General features: G+C 72.4%; 14 protein-coding genes and 1 tRNA gene. 6 read left to right on the top strand and 9 right to left on the bottom strand.

Going from position 1 to position 16,496, the window contains the following annotated elements:
- Positions 1-11: 11 nt before the first annotated feature.
- Positions 12-87 (bottom strand) — tRNA-Asn (locus tag EIW28_RS05525).
- Between the two features lie 240 nt (positions 88-327).
- Between EIW28_RS05525 and EIW28_RS05520 the strand changes: the two genes are divergently transcribed.
- Positions 328-660 (top strand): YtxH domain-containing protein, encoded by a 333-nt coding sequence (locus EIW28_RS05520; protein WP_125246660.1) that lies wholly within the window; start codon positions 328-330, stop codon positions 658-660.
- Between the two features lie 70 nt (positions 661-730).
- Here EIW28_RS05520 and EIW28_RS05515 read toward each other — a convergent pair whose 3' ends face one another.
- Both EIW28_RS05515 and EIW28_RS05510 read right to left on the bottom strand, forming a co-directional pair.
- The gene (locus tag EIW28_RS05515; protein ID WP_125246659.1) at positions 731-3,202 is read right to left on the bottom strand and encodes a beta-glucosidase H; all 2,472 of its coding nucleotides are present in this window, start codon (positions 3,200-3,202) and stop codon (positions 731-733) included.
- Between the two features lie 89 nt (positions 3,203-3,291).
- On the bottom strand, positions 3,292-4,566 hold the full coding sequence (locus EIW28_RS05510) for an MFS transporter (protein WP_125246658.1): 1,275 nt from the start codon (positions 4,564-4,566) through the stop codon (positions 3,292-3,294).
- A 136-nt stretch (positions 4,567-4,702) separates the two neighbouring features.
- On the opposite strand from EIW28_RS05510, the gene EIW28_RS05505 reads away from it, so the two are divergent.
- From EIW28_RS05505 to EIW28_RS05490, 4 genes are all read left to right on the top strand, one after another.
- Entirely contained in the window at positions 4,703-5,308 is a 606-nt protein-coding gene (locus tag EIW28_RS05505) for a TetR/AcrR family transcriptional regulator (RefSeq protein ID WP_125246657.1), read from the top strand.
- Positions 5,305-6,195 carry a putative RNA methyltransferase gene (locus EIW28_RS05500; RefSeq protein ID WP_125246656.1) on the top strand — a complete coding sequence of 297 codons (891 nt, stop codon included), beginning with the start codon at positions 5,305-5,307 and terminating at the stop codon, positions 6,193-6,195. The genes EIW28_RS05505 and EIW28_RS05500 overlap by 4 nt, the downstream gene beginning before the upstream one ends.
- A gap of 145 nt (positions 6,196-6,340) precedes the next feature.
- Positions 6,341-7,183: a glutaminyl-peptide cyclotransferase gene (locus EIW28_RS05495; RefSeq protein ID WP_125246655.1), complete on the top strand. Its 843-nt coding sequence runs from the start codon at positions 6,341-6,343 to the stop codon at positions 7,181-7,183.
- A gap of 53 nt (positions 7,184-7,236) precedes the next feature.
- Positions 7,237-8,406, top strand: a complete 1,170-nt coding sequence (locus EIW28_RS05490) for a hypothetical protein (protein WP_125246654.1) — start codon at positions 7,237-7,239, stop codon at positions 8,404-8,406.
- A 52-nt stretch (positions 8,407-8,458) separates the two neighbouring features.
- Here EIW28_RS05490 and EIW28_RS05485 read toward each other — a convergent pair whose 3' ends face one another.
- Entirely contained in the window at positions 8,459-9,388 is a 930-nt protein-coding gene (locus tag EIW28_RS05485) for a carbohydrate kinase family protein (RefSeq protein ID WP_125246653.1), read from the bottom strand.
- Positions 9,389-9,540: 152 nt separating this feature from the next.
- A complete protein-coding gene (locus EIW28_RS05480; protein WP_125246652.1) occupies positions 9,541-10,647 on the bottom strand; it encodes a hypothetical protein in 1,107 nt (368 codons plus the stop codon).
- Between the two features lie 270 nt (positions 10,648-10,917).
- Between EIW28_RS05480 and EIW28_RS05475 the strand changes: the two genes are divergently transcribed.
- Positions 10,918-12,171: an ABC transporter substrate-binding protein gene (locus EIW28_RS05475; RefSeq protein WP_125246651.1), complete on the top strand. Its 1,254-nt coding sequence runs from the start codon at positions 10,918-10,920 to the stop codon at positions 12,169-12,171.
- A gap of 212 nt (positions 12,172-12,383) precedes the next feature.
- Here EIW28_RS05475 and EIW28_RS05470 read toward each other — a convergent pair whose 3' ends face one another.
- From EIW28_RS05470 to EIW28_RS05455, 4 genes are read right to left on the bottom strand one after another with little or no spacing between them, the layout of a single operon-like run.
- Positions 12,384-13,220 (bottom strand): ABC transporter ATP-binding protein, encoded by an 837-nt coding sequence (locus EIW28_RS05470; RefSeq protein ID WP_125246650.1) that lies wholly within the window; start codon positions 13,218-13,220, stop codon positions 12,384-12,386.
- An 8-nt stretch (positions 13,221-13,228) separates the two neighbouring features.
- On the bottom strand, positions 13,229-14,086 hold the full coding sequence (locus EIW28_RS05465) for an ABC transporter ATP-binding protein (protein ID WP_125246649.1): 858 nt from the start codon (positions 14,084-14,086) through the stop codon (positions 13,229-13,231).
- Positions 14,076-15,119 (bottom strand): branched-chain amino acid ABC transporter permease, encoded by a 1,044-nt coding sequence (locus EIW28_RS05460; RefSeq protein WP_125246648.1) that lies wholly within the window; start codon positions 15,117-15,119, stop codon positions 14,076-14,078. The genes EIW28_RS05465 and EIW28_RS05460 overlap by 11 nt, the downstream gene beginning before the upstream one ends.
- 11 nt (positions 15,120-15,130) lie before the next feature.
- Entirely contained in the window at positions 15,131-16,471 is a 1,341-nt protein-coding gene (locus EIW28_RS05455) for a branched-chain amino acid ABC transporter permease (protein WP_158630297.1), read from the bottom strand.
- Positions 16,472-16,496 lie beyond the last annotated feature (25 nt).

Raw genomic sequence — 16,496 nt, 5'->3', positions numbered from 1 at the left:
ACCTTGGTGTTTGGCTCCCCAACTTGGACTCGAACCAAGAACCTGCCGATTAACAGTCGGCTGCTCTGCCAATTGAGCTATTGGGGAAGGGGTCCTACCTTGCGGTGAACCGGATACGAGAGTACAGGAGCGGCGAAGGCGGGTGCCACCGGGGTAGGTGTGGCGCGGGTCCCCGGGCGGGGGATTCGGGCGGCGCGTTTTGCGCTTGGGCGGGCGGGGCATCCACGGATGCGGCAGAATGGCCGCTGTGTGCGCACGCACAGTGAACTCCAGAGCACACGAAGACGAGGCAGCGTCCGGCCCGAGGGTCGGCCGGGGGAGGCAAACATGCGGAAGTGGTATCTCGTAGCCGGGTTCGCGGTCGGGTACGTCCTGGGGGCGAAGGCCGGCCGGGAGCGGTACGACCAGATCATGGACTACACGCGCCGGGTGACCGGCAATGACAAGGTGCAGCAGGTGGCGACGTCGGTCCGCACGCAGGCGGGCAAGGCGGTCAACGCGGCGCAGGACAAGATCAAGGACACGAAGTTCGGCGAGATCATCGAGAACTTCACGACCAGTGCCGACGAGCCCCCGAAGGCCGAGCCCTGGGACTCCGCCGGGGTGACCACCCCGGCGCGCAGCGACCGCGCCATCCGGGAGGACGCGCCCGGCTTCTGAATTCCTTGAACGAGCGACATGCGGCGAGGGCCGGGATCCCCAGATCCCGGCCCTCGCGCGCTCCCTCGGATCAGGCTTCGATCGCCGCGGTGAGCGGGAGGTCGTTCACGTTCCGGCCGGCCTTCGCCGTCCAGGCGCCCGGGACGGTCCGCCAGGCGCGGTCCTCCTCGTTCCAGTACTGGAACGCGCGGTCGTCGACCGCGAGGACCACCTCGACCTCCTCGCCGGGGCCCGCCTCGACGGCCGCGAAGCCGGCCAGGCGGACCGGCTCGATGCCGCCCGGGACGTCGGCGGCGGGGTCGGGGGACAGGTACAGCTGGACCACGTCGCGGCCGGTGACCGCGCCGGTGTTCCGGACCCTGACGCGGGCCTCGCGGCCGGCGACCTCGAGGGACTCGTAGGCCCACTCGGTGTAGGACAGGCCGTGGCCGAACCAGAAGGCCGGTTCGACGGTGCCGCGGCGCTGCCAGGCGCGGTAGCCGATGAAGACGCCCTCGTCGTAGTGGAGCCGCCCGGCCTCGTCGGGGACGACCTGCGTGACGGGGGCGTCGGCGAGGGTCTTCGGCCAGGTGGTCGTCAGGCGCCCGCCGGGTTCGGCGCCGAGGAGGACCTCGGCGAGGGCGTTGCCGCCCTCCTGGCCGGGGAACCAGGTCAGGAGGATGCCGGCGACGGCGCCGGCCCACGGCATCTCGACCGGGGAGCCGGTGTTGACGACGACGACCGTGTTCGGGTTGGCGGCGGCGACGGCCGCGACGAGTTCGTCCTGGCGTCCGGGCAGGCGCAGGTCGCGGCGGTCGAAGCCCTCGGACTCGGTGAGCGCGGTGGTGGAGACGACGACGACGGCCGTGTCGGCGGCGCGCGCGGCGGCGACGGCCTCCTCGATCAGGGCCTGCTCGTCGGGCCGCGGCTCGGTGTGCATGAGCCCGAACAGGACCGAGGGCGGGAAGCCGGGCGGGAAGTCGAACGGCGCGAACTCGAGCCGGATCTGGAGCACCTGGCCCGCGTCGAGCCGGATCCGGGTCCGCTCGACGCCGGGGCCGAAGAACGCCTCGAAGGGGTCGTCGCCGGCGTACTGGTGGTCGTCGTCGAAGACGACCTCGCCGTCGATGACGAGCCGGTGGTGCCCGTAGCCGCGGGTGCCGAAGACGTGCTCGCCGGCCTTGGTCGCGGTGTATCGGCCTTCGAGGACGGCGTGGCCGAACTCGTCGGGGGTCATGCCGGGCACGTACCCCATCCACTTGACGTCGCCGTTCGCGAGCGGCTCGGCCGGCAGCTCGGTGCCGTCCTTCGCGACGGGCCGCACGGTGAGCTCGAAGCCGCGGCCGGCGGCCTCGATCTGCTCGAACAGGTCGACGCCCTGGGCGTAGACGACGCGGTCGCCGAGCCGGGCGGTGAGGCCGTCGAGCGGGGAGACCACGTGCGGCGGGAAGACCGTCGCGGAGCCGCCGCCGAGGACGCGGGCGTCGCGGGCGGCCGGGCCGATGAGCGCGACGGTCCCGGTCGCGTCCGGGTCGAGCGGCAGGACGGCGGCGCCGCCGCCGGCGGGGGCGTCGTTCTTGGCGAGGACGAAGGAGCGGCGCGCGATCTCGCGCAGGAGCGCGTCGGGGTCCGCGATCGCGGCGGCGCGGCCGGCGACGGCGGCCTCGACGCCGTCGAGGGCGCCGACGCGGGCGGCGAGCTTGAGGATGCGGCGGACGTTCGCGTCCACGGCGGCCTCGGTGGTGCGCCCCTCGCGCACGGCGTCGGCGAGGTGCCTGCCGAACACGGTGAACGGCCCGGGCATCGCGAGGTCGAGGCCGGCCTCGGCGGCCTCGACGGTGTGGCGGGCGGCGCCCCAGTCGGAGACGTTGAACCCGTCGAAGCCGAACTCGCCGCGCAGGACCTCCATGAGCTCCCGGTGCGCGGTCATGGTGGTGCCGTTGACGGAGTTGTACGCGGTCATGACGCCCCACGGGTTGACGGCCGCGGCCACCATCTCGAAGGGGCGCAGGTACAGCTCGCGGAGGGTCCGCTCGCCGATGACGTTGTCGACGGTGAACCGGTCGGTCTCGGCGTCGTTGGCGACGTAGTGCTTCATGGTGGTGCCGACGCCCTGCTCCTGGACTCCCGCGACGTACGCCTCGGCGATGCGCCCGGTCAGGTACGGGTCCTCGCTGAACGCCTCGAAGTGGCGCCCGCCGAGCGGGGAGCGGTGCAGGTTGATCGTCGGGGCCAGGAGCACGTCGACGTCCTTGCGGCGGGCCTCGGCCGCCAGCAGGTTCCCGATGCGGCGCACCAGGGCCGGGTCCCACGAGGCCGCCTGCGCGGTCGGGCTCGGCAGGGCCAGCGACGGGTCGGCGGCGGTCCAGAAGCGCCCGCGCACGCCGATGGGGCCGTCGGAGACGGTCATCGACCGCAGGCCCGCCTCGGGCGCGGCGACGGTCCGCCACATGTCGAGGCCGGCCAGCAGGTCGGCCTTGGTGTCGAGGTCGAGCTTGGCGAGCGCCGCCTCGACGGCGTCGTCGTACTCGGGCCTGTCGGCGGGGACGGTCCAGTCGGTCATGGCCGTGCCCTTCCTTTCTCTCGGTTCCTTCGCAGGGGCGTCTGTGGCCGCGCCGCCGGACCCGGCTCGTGCCGGCGGCGCGGGGCGGGTCACCGCACGCTCGTCACGCGCGCGAGCGCGGGCAGCGCCGCGAGGGCGGCCGCGGCGCACAGGACGAACAGCAGCGTGTACTCGGTGTCGCCCAGCGCGAGCAGGGCGGTGGCGACGGGCGGCAGGATCGCGCCCGGCAGGCCGTTGGCGAGGTTGGCGACGCCGAGGTCCTTGGCGGGGGCGTCGGGGTCGGGGAGCGTCTGGAAGACGAGGACGCCGTCCATGGCGGCGAACAGGCCGCCGGCGAGGGTGAGGAACGCCTGCCCGGCGAGGATCTGCGGGAGGCCGTCGGCGAACGCCATGAGCAGCAGGCCGGCCGCGGCGAGGATCGCCGCGGCGGCGGCGAAGGGACGGCGGCGGCCGAGGCGGTCGGAGAGCCAGCCGGTGCCGAGGGTGACGGCGGTCTGGACCGAGAAGTTCACGACGAACACGAGGCCGACGAGGGCCGCGGCGTCGGCGGCGGTGAGGTCGAGGCGGGCGGCGACGAAGTACACCATGTACGTCGAGGGCGCGGCGACCCCGAAGATGAAGCAGAACTTCGTCAGCCACACCCACGCGAACTGGGGGTGGCGGCGCGGGTCGAAGGCGAAGGTGCTCGCGAACTCCTTGAGCGAGAACGGCTTCGGCGGTTCATGGACGGCCGGGTCGCGGAGGCCGAGCACGAACGCGCCGGTGAGGACGGCGACGAGCGCGCACGGGAGCAGGAACATGACGGTGGCGTCCTGCGTGAGGGCGGCGATGGCCGAGCCGGTGAGGAACCCGCCGGTGACGGCCGCGCCGAACGCGCCGGAGGCGCGGCCCTGGTCGGCGGCGGGGATGCGCTCGGGGATGATCGCCATGGTCGCGGCGAGGGCCGCGTTGAACCCGGCCTGGACGAGGACCCATGCGGGCACGAGCAGCCACAGGGTCGGGGCGTACGCGACGGCGACGGTCCCGGCGACCCCGGCGAGCGCGCCGCCGGCGATCCAGGGGCGGCGGCGCCCGAACCGGGTCCGGGTGCGGTCGGACAGGCGCCCCCACAGCGGGTTGCCGAGCATCCCGACGACGATGCCGGTGGAGATGACGGCCGAGTACGCGGCCTCGTAGTCGTCGCCGGCGATCTCGGGGACGCGGATCGCGAGGGTGAGGACGCCGGGGGTGAGGAGCGCGGTCCACAGGCCCCAGTTGGAGAGGGCGGCGCGGAGCACGAAGCCGTTCGGCGGGGCCGGGACGGGGGCCGGGGCCAGGGGCGGGGGCGGTGCGGGCGGCGGGGCCTGGTTCGCGTCGAGCGCCATCGCTCGGGCTCCTCTGCGGATCGAGGGGAGGGAGTGGCCTTTGAGTCTGCCACAACTACCGAGTACACGGTAGTGGCTGTTACCGAATAGTGATTATCTATGCTTGAGGACCAGCGAGACAGAATCGGGGCCAGCCATGACGAACCCGCCGAGGCCGAACGGCGTCCGCCACGGCGCCCGCGGGCAGGCCCGCCGCGAGGAGATCGTCCGGGCGGCCATGGAGGTCATCGCCGAGCGCGGCTACCGCGGGGCGAGCCTGGCCGCCGTCGCCGAGAAGGTGGGCCTGACGCAGCAGGGGCTCCTGCACTACTTCCCGTCCAAAGAGGACCTGCTGATCGCGGTGCTCACCATGCGCGACCAGTGGGACCGCGGCGACCGGGTCGCCGACGGCGAGCCGATGTCGATCGAGCAGACCGTGGGCGTGGTCGAGGCGAACGCGCACCGGCCCGCGATCATCCGCACCTTCTCGGCCCTCCTCGGCGAGTCCGTCACCGAGGACCACCCCGCCGAGCCCTACTTCCGGGAGCGGTACGCGCGCGTGCGCCGCCAGATGGCCGCCACCCTGCGCGGCAGGTGGGGTGACCGGCTCCCTTCCGGCCTCACCCCGGAGGAGGCCGCGCCGCTGGTCGTCGCGATCATGGACGGGCTCCAGTACCAGTGGCTCCACGATCCCGAAAGCATCGACATGCCCGCGTCCTTCCGCGCCTTCCTCCGCCTCGTCGACCCCGAGGCCGCCGCGTGACGCTGCCCGCGCTCGCCGCGCTCGCCTGCCCCAACTGCGGCCAGGGCCTCGACCAGGCCGACCGGCGCCTCTCCTGCCCCGGCGGGCACTCCTTCGACCTCGCCAAGCAGGGCTACGCGCCGCTGCTCGCGCCCGGCTCGAACGCGACCACCGGCGACACCGCCGACCAGGTCGCCGCCCGCGAGGACTTCCTCTCCTCCGGCGCCTACGACCCGCTCCTCCGGGCGGTCGCCGCGGCCTCGGCCGCCGACGCCCCCGGCGTCGTCGTCGAGCCCGGCTGCGGCACCGGCCACTACCTCGCCGCGGCCCTCGCCCTGGACCCCGCGCGCGAAGGCGTCGGCCTCGACACCTCGAAGTACGCCCTGCGGCGCTGCGCCAAGCGCACCGTCCCCGCGGACCTCCTCCCCGGAGACGGGGAACCGCGGCGAGCCGCCGGAACTCAGGCGCGACTCGCCGCGGTGCTCGCCGACGCGTGGAACCGGCTCCCGGTGCGCGACGGCGCCGCCGCCGCGGTGCTGAACGTCTTCGCCCCCCGGAACGCCGACGAGATCGCGCGCGTCCTCCACCCGGAGGGCGTCCTGGTGGTCCTGACCCCCCGGCGGGACCACCTGCGCGAACTCGTCGACGCCCTGGACTTGCTGAGCGTCGACCCCGCCAAACCGCAGCGGACCGCCGACCAGCTCGGCTCGGCGTTCGAGGCCGAGCGGGCCGACGAGATCTCCTATTCGATCGGCTTGGGACGCGAGGCGGTCCGCCGGCTCGTGGGGATGGGGCCGAGCGCCCGCCACCACGGCGCGGCCGAGCTGGACGCGGCCGTGGCCGCCCTGCCCGAGCGCGTCGACGTGACCGTCTCGGCGACCGTCGCCCGCTGGCGCCCGAAGGGCTGAACGCGGTCCGCGGGCCGCCCCCCCGAGCGCAACAGGCCCCGTCTCCCCCGATGCGCGGCAAACGCTTCGATTCACCTCTTGTCCTCGTTTGCCATGACCGATACGGTACGAGGCATCACCCCTGAACCACCTGGAGACGAGTTCAATGTTCGATGAGAAGCGGGCGGCCCGGCACGGCCTCGCGTTCACGGCCGCGGGACTCCTCGCCCTCGCCGCCTGCTCCAGCGGCGACGCGGCCGCCGACGAGAGCGTCACCGTCCCCGAGGACGCCGCCGTCGAGGAGAGCACCGTCGAGGAGCTCACCGTCGAGGTCATCGAGTCCTACGACCACGACCCCGGCGCGTTCACGCAGGGCCTCGAACTCGGCGAGCACCCCGAGCACGGCACCGTCCTGTACGAGAGCGCCGGCCTCTACGGCGAGTCCGACGTGCGCGCCACCGACCCCGCCACCGGCGAGGTGCTCGCCTCCCAGGACCTCCCCGCCGAGGACTTCGCCGAAGGGCTCACCCTCACCGGAGACGCGGTCTGGCAGATCACCTGGCAGGAGCACCGCGCCTACCAGCGCGACCCCGCCACCCTCGACGTCGTCGCGACCGCCGAGTACGAGGGCGAGGGCTGGGGCATCTGCGCCGACGGCGACCGGCTCGTCATGAGCGACGGATCGTCCACACTGACCTTCCGCGACCCGGACACCTTCGCCGCGACCGGCACCGTCGAGGTCACCCTCGAAGGCGAGCCCGTGTTCTCCATCAACGAGCTCGAGTGCGTCGACGGCCAGGTCTGGGCCAACCTCTGGCAGACCGACCAGATCGTCCGCATCGACCCCGCCACCGGCGAGGTCGGCGCCGTCGTCGACGCCGCCGGCCTCCTCTCCCCGGAGGAGTCCGCGGGCGCCGACGTCCTCAACGGCATCGCCGCCGCGGAGGACGGCGCCTTCTACGTCACCGGCAAGCACTGGCCGAAGCTCTTCCTGGTGCGCTTCGTCTGACCACCGGCCCGCGGCCGATTGCGCCGCTGGTCGCGGTGGGCCATGATGACCTCATGGCCATCACCCCCCTTGACCGATTGCTGGAGTACAAGATGCACCTCTTGGCCGACTCCCGGCAGCCCCGCGTCTTCGCCTCCTGGTGGCAGGACCTCACCACCGCCGCGTTCTCGGCGTGGTTCATCGGCGGGCTCGTCCTCGACGTCAACGCCCACGCCCGCGGCTGGGCCGAGTCCTTCTTCACGTGGTGGCACCTGGCCTTCTACACCGGCTTCGCCGCCACCGCCGCCTGGATCGCCTGGATGCTCGTGCGCGCCCACCGCACCGAGGGCCGCACCGGCATGGCCGCCGTCCCCCACGGCTACGGGCCCGCGATCGTCGGCGTGCCGCTCTTCCTCGCCTCCGGCGTGGCCGACATGATCTGGCACGAGCTGCTCGGCATCGAGACGAACCTCGACATCTTCTTCAGCCCGTCGCACCTCGGCCTCGCCGCCGCCGGCGTCCTCATCACCCTCGCGCCCTGGCTCTCGGCCTGGCGGCGCGAGACCCTCGCCGTCGAACCCGAGCCGATCCCCGTCGAGGCCCGCCTCGCCGCGCCCGCGCTCTCCCTCGGCTTCCTCGCCGCCACCCTCGTCCTGTTCCTGAACTACCTGGTGCCGTTCACCGGCACCCCCGCCGCGACCGGCGCCGGCCTCTCCGGCCGCCTCGGCTTCGACAGCGGGCCCGTCGCCGGGATCGTGTTCACCACCGTCATGGTGCTCGCGCTGGCGGTCTTCGCGACCGGCCGCTTCCGGCTGCCGCTCGGGTTCTTCACCGTCGTGTTCGCCTACCCGGCCATCATGGCCGGGGCCTTCTCCGGCTTCGAGAACGGCGCGTACGTGTGGATCCTCCTCCTCGCGGGCGCCTGGCTCGACGTCCTGGTCTGGCTCGTCCGGCCCGAGCTGCGCCGCCGCCGCGACCTCGTCGTCCTCGCGGGCGCCTGGTCGGTCCCGGTGTGGGCGGCGTTCCTGATCGCGACCGGCGTGCACGCCGGGGAGTGGCCCGCCGCCGAGATCGGACTCGGCGCGCCCGTCGTGGCCGCCGCCGTCGGCTGCCTGTTCATGCTCGTGGTCCAGCCCGAGCACCGCGACGCGGTCCGCCCGACCCCGGCCGAGCCCTCCCCGTTCGACGACGTCATCGCCCGCGCCAAGGCCATGACCGCCAACCGCGGGCCCGAGCAGCAGTAGCGCGGGCGGCCGCCGGCCCGCGCGGGCCGGCGGCCGCCCGCCGCTCACCAGCTCACCGCAGCGCCGCGAGGCTCGCGGTCATGAGCTCCTCGGAGATCAGCGACGTGCTCGTGCCCTCGGTGCGGCACGCGTAGGCGCCCGCGATCCGGCCCGCGTCCAGGGCGGTCGCGAAGTCGTGACCCTGCCCGCGGGCCCACAGCAGGCCCGAGGTGAACGCGTCGCCCGCGCCGTTCGAGTCGACCGGCGCCCAGGAGGCCCACTCGGGCGAGACGCCGCCGAGCTCGGCGACCGGGTCGATCGCGCGGTACCGCTCGACCGCGCCGCCGCGCTCGAGGACGTAGCCGCCGTCCTCGCCGTCGGTCGCGACGACCACCGCGGCGCGGCCGTTGTCGACGATCCAGCGCATCGCCTTCTCCGGCTCCCCGCCCAGGCGCGCGGCCGAGAGGGTCACCAGGTCGGCGCGGCGCGCGAAGTCCTTCTGGTGCTCGGCCTCGCCGTCCCAGCCGTGCAGGTCGGTCGAGACCGTGACGCCCTCGGGGATCGCGGCGAGCACGTCGCGGGTGTGGTTCGGGATCGACACGTGCACGTGCTTCGCCTCGGCCACATGGGGTCCGAAGAACGACGCGGGCATGCGCAGCTCGGGGGCGTGCCGGTAGTCGTAGAAGGAGTAGCGGCGGCCGCCGGCGTCGACCAGGTTCACCGACCTGGAGGTCCCGTTCGCCGAGACCAGGTACCGGAAGTCGAGGCCGTGCTCCTCGTAGTGGCGCCGCACCAGCGCGCCCTGCTCGTCGTCGCCGATGTAGTCGATGAACCGCGTGGACAGGCCGAGGTGGAGGCAGCCGAGGGCGACCCCGTTCCCGGTGTGCGCCACGTAGTCGCGGATCGGCTCCACGGCGAGGGAGTCGCCCTCGCCGATCGCGATCTCCGGGACCCGCACGATCGTGTCGACGCCGACGCCGCCGACGACCAGGATGTCGAGCATGTGGTTGCTTCCTTTGAAAGAATTTGCAGGAATCAGTGGAATCTGTTGCGGGAGCAACAGTATGGCAGCGGGCGCCGCCGGGTCAACCCCGATGCCCCACGCTAAAGCGGGCCCCGGGACGCGGCGTCCCGGGGCCCGTGCGCGGGCGCGGTTCAGCGGGCGGTCACGACCCCGCGGCGGATCGCGTAGGCGAGCGTCGCCGCGCCCAGGGCCGGGCCCCAGACGTAGAACGGGAACGCCCACACCAGTTCGAGCCCGTCGTGGCGGATCGCCATGGTCACGAACGGCACCGACACGAACGTGAACAGCGCGGCCACGATCGACGCCGGCACGATCGCGACCTTCGGCGGGACGGGGCGGCCCTTGACCGCCGGCATCCAGAACGGCCAGCGCGTGCCCCACGAGTACGTCATGCCCAGGCACAGGACGCCGCCGCCGAGGGCCGCGAAGCCCAGGCACAGGCCCCACACGCGGGTGGCGGGGTCGATGAGCGAGGAGTCGATGGGGCCGCCGATCCAGGCCCACGGGGTCAGCCACGTCAGGCGGGTGAGCCCGTAGGGGAGCGCGCAGGCGAACGCGATCCAGCTGGCGGTGCGGCCCCACCTGGCGGCGCGGTCCGGGGCGAGCCACGCGGGGGCGGGCCGGCCCTCGCGGCCGTTCAGGACCAGGGCGAGCGTCAGCGCGGTCCAGATCGCGCCGCCGGCGATGATCCAGGTCTGCACGAGCATGTAGAGGCTGATCTCGGCGAAGCGGCCGCCGAACATCTTCAGGAAGGCGCCGACGGCGGCGTAGTCGACGACGCCGGTGACGCCGAGGACGACCAGGAGCGCGGCGACCGCGGCCGCGGCGACGAGGCGGCCGATCGCGCCGCGGGCGAGCAGGACCGGGGCCGCGGCGATGAGCACCGGGACGAAGAAGGCGCAGATGTAGCCGGCGAAGGCGATGGGCGAGGTGGTGGTGAGCACCAGGCCGAACACGGCCGCGTACCCGGCGGTGAGCGGCCACATCCCGGGCCTGGCGCGGGCCGCGAGGAGGCCGAGGACGCCGGCGGCGATGAGCGCGGCCGGGCCGGCCCAGGCGGGGACGGCGTCGGGGAGGCGGAAGGTGGGGTCGTAGAGCTCGTGGCTGAAGGGCCCGCCGGCGGGGTCGAGGAGCTGCCAGAGGCCGATCGGGAGCGCCAGGAGCGACCAGAGGAACGCGGCGAGGGCGGCGGCGCGGCCGGTGCGGCGGCGGGGCTGGGTGGTGGGTTCCGTTGTCATGCCTTCAGCCTCGCCGTCCCCGCGCTCCCGTTCCTCCCGCGCGCGGGCGAACCGCCTCCCCCGCGCGGGGGAGTTCCGAAACGCGAGCTTCCCTTCCCCGCAAAGCGATTGCAATACCGGATCAGGAAGGTCACGGAGCCATCACAAACAGGAACGGGTGTGGTCACGGTGTCTGGCATCGCCCCCTGGCCTGCCATAGGGTGTAACTCGGATCACGTCAACCTCCATATCCACGTGCGGATCCATCTCGAACACTCAATAGGAGAAACCATGGCTCGCTTTCCCCGAGCACTGCTCGCCGCGGCAACCGTCGGCGTCACCGCGTTCTCGCTGGTCGCCTGCGGCTCTGACGACGACGGGGCGTCCGGTGGCGCATGCACCGAGAGCGAGGACGGTCTGAAGATCGGCACGATCCTGCCGCAGACCGGTTCCCTCGCCTTCCTCGGCCCGCCCGAATTCGCCGGCGTCGACCTCGCCATCGAGGAGATCAACGAGGCCGGGGGCGTGCTCGACAACTGCGTCGAGGTGTTCCACGAGGACTCCGGCGACACCTCGACCGACATCGCCACCACGGCGGCCGACTCCCTCATCGCGCAGGGCGTCCACGCCGTCATCGGGGCGGCCTCGTCGGGCGTCTCCTTCCAGTTCATCGACAAGCTCTACGAAGAGGGCATCGTCCAGGTGTCCCCGGCGAACACCTCGCCGGACTTCACCACGTACGAGCGCGGCGACTACTACTTCCGCACCGCGCCCTCGGACGTCCTCCAGGGCCGCGTCCTCGCCGACACGATCATCAACGACGGCCACGAGAAGATCGCCATCCTGGCGCTCCAGGACGCCTACGGCACCGGCCTGGCCGACTCGGTCGAGCAGAACTTCACCGAGTTCGGCGGCGAAGTGGTCCTCAAGACGATCTACGACCCGACCGCGACCGAGTTCTCGGCCGAGGTCAGCGCCGTCGCCGCGTCCGGCGCCGACGCGATCGTCCTGATCACCTTCAACGAGATCGTGAACCTGGGCCCGGCCCTCGCCGAAGGCGGGCTGAGCACCCAGGAGGTCCCGTGGTACTTCGTGGACGGCAACCTGGCCGACTACTCCGAGACCTTCGACCCGGGCTTCCTGGAGGGCGCCAAGGGCACCTTCCCGGGCGCGGACACCGCGGGCATCCAGGAGCGGCTGCTGGAGATCAACCCGGACCTGACCGACTTCACGTACGGCCCCGAGTCCTATGACGCCACCTCGCTCGTCGCGCTCGCCGCGATCGCCGGCGACAGCGTCGACTCCGAGGTCATCAAGAACAACCTGGTCGACGTCTCCTCCGGCGGCACCAAGTGCACCGGCTACACCGAGTGCTACGAGCTGCTGGCCGAGGACAACACGGCGGACATCGACTACGAGGGCTACTCCGGCCCGATCGAGTTCTCGCCCGAGGGCGACGTCACCGCCGCCACGATCGGCATCTACCAGTACCTGAACGACAACACCTACGAGAACCTCGAGTACCGCTTCGGCGAGCTGGAGTAGTCCTCGACGGGATCCGAGCACGGAGGCGCCCCCCGGGACCACAGGACCCGGGGGGCGCCTCCGTGTCCCGGTGGGCCCGTGTCCGCACGGGGTTCCGCGCCGACGCGTCGCTCCGCGCCCGCGCCGCCGTGGCCCCGCACCCCGCTCCGGGCCCGTGCACGGGAGAGCCCCCGGGACCGCGAGGTCCCGGGGGCTCCGCCTTCGCGTTCCGGCTAGCTCGCGCGCCCGAGGGTGCCGAGGTACAGCTCGACGACCTTCGGGTCGTCGATGAGGCCGTCGCCGGGACCGGTGTAGGCGCTGCGGCCCTGGTCCAGGACGTACCCGCGGTCGCAGATCTGGAGGCACCGCCGCGCGTTCTGCTCGACCATGACCACCGTGACGCCGGTCTGGTTGATCTGCTTCGTGTTGAAGAAGACCTCGTCCTGCATCGCGGGGGACAGGCCCGCCGACGGCTCGTCGAGCAGCAGCACCGACGGCTCCATCATGAGCGCCCGGCCCATCGCCACCATCTGCCGCTCGCCGCCCGAGAGCGACCCGGCCCGCTGCGCGCGCCGGTCCCCGAGCACCGGGAACAGGTCCGTCACGAAGTCGAACCGCTCCTTGAACGCCTTCGGCCGCAGGAACACCCCCATCTCGAGGTTCTCCTCGACCGTGAGCGCCGCGAACACGTTGTTCGTCTGCGGCACGAACCCCACCCCCAGCGGCACCAGCTGGTGCGCCTTGCGGTTGGTGATGTCCTCGCCGCGCAGCACGACCTTCCCGGAGGTGATGCCGACGAGCCCGAACATGGCCTTGAGCAGCGTCGACTTCCCGGCCCCGTTCGGGCCGATGATGCCGACGAGCTCGCCCTCGTTCGCGTACAGGTCGGTGCCGTTCAGGATCGACACGCCCGGGATGTACCCGGCCTCGACCTCGTCGGCGCGCAGCAGCGCGTTCCCCGAGGCCGCCAGGTGCCCTTCGCGGCTGCACACCTCGGTCGCCGACTCGACGCTCTCGTCGATGGGGGCGCCGGTCGGGCCGATCCCCTCACTCGTCTCGTTGTCGCTCATGCCGCCTCCTAATGCTGTGCCGCGTCGTGGTGGGCGCCCAGGTACGCGTCGATGACCCGCTGGTCGGCCGAGATCTGGTCCGGAGTGCCCTCGGTGATGAGCTGCCCGGCCGCCATGACGGCCACCCAGTCCGCGATCTCGTGGACCATGTCCATGTCGTGCTCCACGAACAGGACGGTCATGCCGTCCTCGCGCAGGTCCTTGATGTGCTCCAGCAGCGACTGCTTCAGCGCCGGGTTCACGCCGGCCATCGGCTCGTCGAGCATGATCATCTTCGGGTTCAGCATGAGCGCCCGCGCCATCTCCAGCAGCTTGCGCTGGCCGCCCGAGAGCTCGCCCGCGTAGTGCTCGCGCTTGTCGACGAGCTTGAACCGCTCGAGGAGCTCCATCGCCCGCTCGCGGTTGGCCGCCTCCTGCTTCTTCCACACGCCCGGCACCAGGCCCGCCCACATGCGCTCGCCGATCTGGTCGGCGGCGCCGATGAGCATGTTGTCGAGCACCGACATGCGGGTGAGGGCCTTCGTCAGCTGGAACGTGCGGACCATGCCCGCCCGCGCCACCTGGTACGAGCGCATGCGGTGGGCCGCGCGCCCGTCGAAGTCCCACTCGCCGCGGCTGGGCCGGTCGAAGCCGGTGACCAGGTTGAAGAACGTCGTCTTCCCCGCGCCGTTCGGGCCGATGAGCGCGGTGATCGTGCCCCGCTGGACCTCGAGGTGCTCGACGTCGACGGCCACGAGGCCGCCGAACGCGCGCCGCACCCCGGTCGCCGACAGGATCGCGTCCTGCTTCGGCGCGCCCGGCTCGGCCGGGACCCCGGCCAGCGCCGCGGTCGCGGCGGCCTTGCCCGCCTTCTCCTTATCGGACATCGAACATCAGCTCCTTCCGGTTGCCGATGAGCCCCTGCGGCCGGAAGATCAGCAGCAGGACCATCCCGAGGCCGAGCAGGAGGAACACCAGCGGGCCCACCTGCGTCGCATCGAGGACGCTCGGCGGGATGACCTCGGCGCGGATCGCCTGGCTGAGCCCCTGCGACAGGATGTTGTACAGGAACCAGAACAGGGCCGCGCCGAGCACGGGACCGAAGATCCGGGCCGCGCCGCCGAGGATGAGGACCACGTAGAAGTAGAACGTGAAGTCCGTGGTGAACGTGTCGGGCTGGACGTTGGCGCGGCTGAGCGCGAACAGGAAGCCCGCCACCGCGCCGATGATGCCGCCCATGACGAGCGCCTGCATCTTGTACGCGAAGACGTTCTTGCCGAGGCTGCGCACGGCCTCCTCGTCCTCGCGGATGCCCTTGAGGACGCGGCCCCACGGGCTGTGGATGAGCAGGGCCATGACCCCGGTGATGAGCAGGACCAGCGCCCAGCCCACGACCATGATCCAGGTGTCGCGGTAGGAGTACTGGAGCTCGAAGATCCCGAAGTCGACGGCCAGGCGGCCGCCGTCCATGGAGACGAACAGGAACGTCCAGGTCGCCTCGCGGTCCCACGGGATGAGCTCGAAGAACGGCTCCGAGAAGCCGCGCATGCCGTCCGAGCCGCCGGTGGTGTCGGACCAGACCGTGGCGCGGGCGAGCCGCCGCACGATCTCCGCGGCCGCGATCGTGACGATCGCGAGGTAGTCGGCCCTGAGCCGCAGCGTCGGGATGCCGAGCAGGAGCGCCATGACGCACGCCGCGGCGAGGCCGATGACGATGCCCCACCAGAACGGCAGGCCCCACGCGACCACGCTGAGGGCGAGGCCGTAGGCGCCCATGGCGGCGAACGCCGCCTGGCCGAAGTTGAGCAGGCCCGTGTACCCGAACTGGAGGTTCAGGCCGATCGCGCCGAGGGCGTACACGAGCATCGTCGGTCCGATGGCCTGCGTGAGCGCCTGGCTGAAGATGAACTGCCAATCCATCGCGTGGCCCCCTAACCGATTCTCTCGCGGCGGCCCAGGATGCCCTGGGGCCTGGTCAGCATGATGATGATGAGGACGGCCAGCGCGCCGACGTACTTGAGCTCGGGCGCGACCACGAGCGTGGACATCTGCACGAACACGCCGATGAGCATGGCGCCGACGAACGCGCCGAAGGCGGTGCCGAGGCCGCCGAGGACGACCGCGGCGAACACGAGCAGCAGCAGGTGCTGGCCCATGTCGAACTTGACGCCGTCGCTGATGGACAGGAACACGCCGGACATGGCCGCGAGCGCGCCGCCGATGGTCCACACCAGGCGCACGACCTTGTTGACGTCGATGCCGGTGGACGCCGCGAGCGACGGGTTGTCGGCCACCGCGCGGGTCGCCTTGCCGAGCCTGGTGTAGACGAGCGCGAGCCCGACCAGGATGCACACGGCCAGGGCGATGGCGCCGGTGACGACCTCCTTCGGCGTGACCACGAGCCAGCCGAAGTCCCAGGGGCGCTGCCCCACGTAGTCGCTGTAGCGCAGCCGCTCGCCGCCGATGAAGAACAGCGTCGCGTTGCGGATGAGCAGGGCCACGCCGATCGAGATGATCATCATCGAGACCAGGCCGGTCCCCCGGCGGCGCAGCGGCGACCACAGGCCCCAGTCCTGGGCCCAGCCGAAGGCCGCGCCGAGGACGACCGCGGCGATCGCCGCGACCCACACCGGCAGGCCGAGCGTGACGTTGAACAGCAGCGCCATGACGCCGCCGAAGGTGACCAGGTCGCCGTGGGCGAAGTTGGTGAGGCCGGTGGTGCCGAAGACCATCGACAGGCCGACCGCCGCGAGGGCGATCATGAGGCCGAAGTGGAGGCCGGACACGAGGAGGCTGATGGCGCGGGTCGCCCCGCCCTCGCCTTCGACCTCGCTGACCTCGTCGGCGGCCGCGTCCTCGGCCGCCTCGTCCTCGGACTCGGAGGACGGCTCCCCGCCGGGCTCCTCGCCGGCGTCGGAGGACGGCGACTCGCCGCCGGCCGTCGGGCTCTCGCCGGGCGTGCAGCCGTCGGTCTGGGCGTCGAGCGGGAACAGCGCGGTCCGGTCGGAGGTGATCTCGACTTCCAGCCGCGGTTTGCAGTTGCGCACGACGAGGCCCTCGGGCAGGGTCGACTCGTCGAGGACGACGACGTAGTCGCCCTCGGCCTCCAGCGGGACGGCCCAGGTGCCGTCCTCGGCCGTGACGACGGTCGCGATCTCGGTGCCGGCGGCGTCGGTGACGGTGATCGACACGCCCGCCACGGGCTGGTCCTGCTGGTCGTCGAGCGTGCCGTGGACGCCGAGCGCCTCCTGCGCCGTCGCGCTGCTGCTCACCCCCAGACACAGCAACAGGCCGGCC

Origin of the sequence: Glycomyces terrestris, from assembly GCF_003933745.1 — a bacterium.
Classification (GTDB): Bacteria; Actinomycetota; Actinomycetes; order Mycobacteriales; family Micromonosporaceae; genus Glycomyces; species Glycomyces terrestris.
This window is presented reverse-complemented; position numbering and strand designations above follow the sequence as displayed.

Bases quoted from the DNA above. Each gene is read 5' to 3' on its own strand.
- EIW28_RS05490 (WP_125246654.1), top strand. From the start codon at position 7,237: ATGGCCATCACCCCCCTTGACCGATTGCTGGAGTACAAGATGCACCTC.
- EIW28_RS05505 (WP_125246657.1), top strand. From the start codon at position 4,703: ATGACGAACCCGCCGAGGCCGAACGGCGTCCGCCACGGCGCCCGCGGG.
- EIW28_RS05470 (WP_125246650.1), bottom strand. From the start codon at position 13,220: ATGAGCGACAACGAGACGAGTGAGGGGATCGGCCCGACCGGCGCCCCC.
- EIW28_RS05475 (WP_125246651.1), top strand. From the start codon at position 10,918: ATGGCTCGCTTTCCCCGAGCACTGCTCGCCGCGGCAACCGTCGGCGTC.
- EIW28_RS05495 (WP_125246655.1), top strand. From the start codon at position 6,341: ATGTTCGATGAGAAGCGGGCGGCCCGGCACGGCCTCGCGTTCACGGCC.
- EIW28_RS05485 (WP_125246653.1), bottom strand. From the start codon at position 9,388: ATGCTCGACATCCTGGTCGTCGGCGGCGTCGGCGTCGACACGATCGTG.
- EIW28_RS05460 (WP_125246648.1), bottom strand. From the start codon at position 15,119: ATGGATTGGCAGTTCATCTTCAGCCAGGCGCTCACGCAGGCCATCGGA.
- EIW28_RS05480 (WP_125246652.1), bottom strand. From the start codon at position 10,647: ATGACAACGGAACCCACCACCCAGCCCCGCCGCCGCACCGGCCGCGCC.
- EIW28_RS05515 (WP_125246659.1), bottom strand. From the start codon at position 3,202: ATGACCGACTGGACCGTCCCCGCCGACAGGCCCGAGTACGACGACGCC.
- EIW28_RS05510 (WP_125246658.1), bottom strand. From the start codon at position 4,566: ATGGCGCTCGACGCGAACCAGGCCCCGCCGCCCGCACCGCCCCCGCCC.
- EIW28_RS05465 (WP_125246649.1), bottom strand. From the start codon at position 14,086: ATGTCCGATAAGGAGAAGGCGGGCAAGGCCGCCGCGACCGCGGCGCTG.
- EIW28_RS05520 (WP_125246660.1), top strand. From the start codon at position 328: ATGCGGAAGTGGTATCTCGTAGCCGGGTTCGCGGTCGGGTACGTCCTG.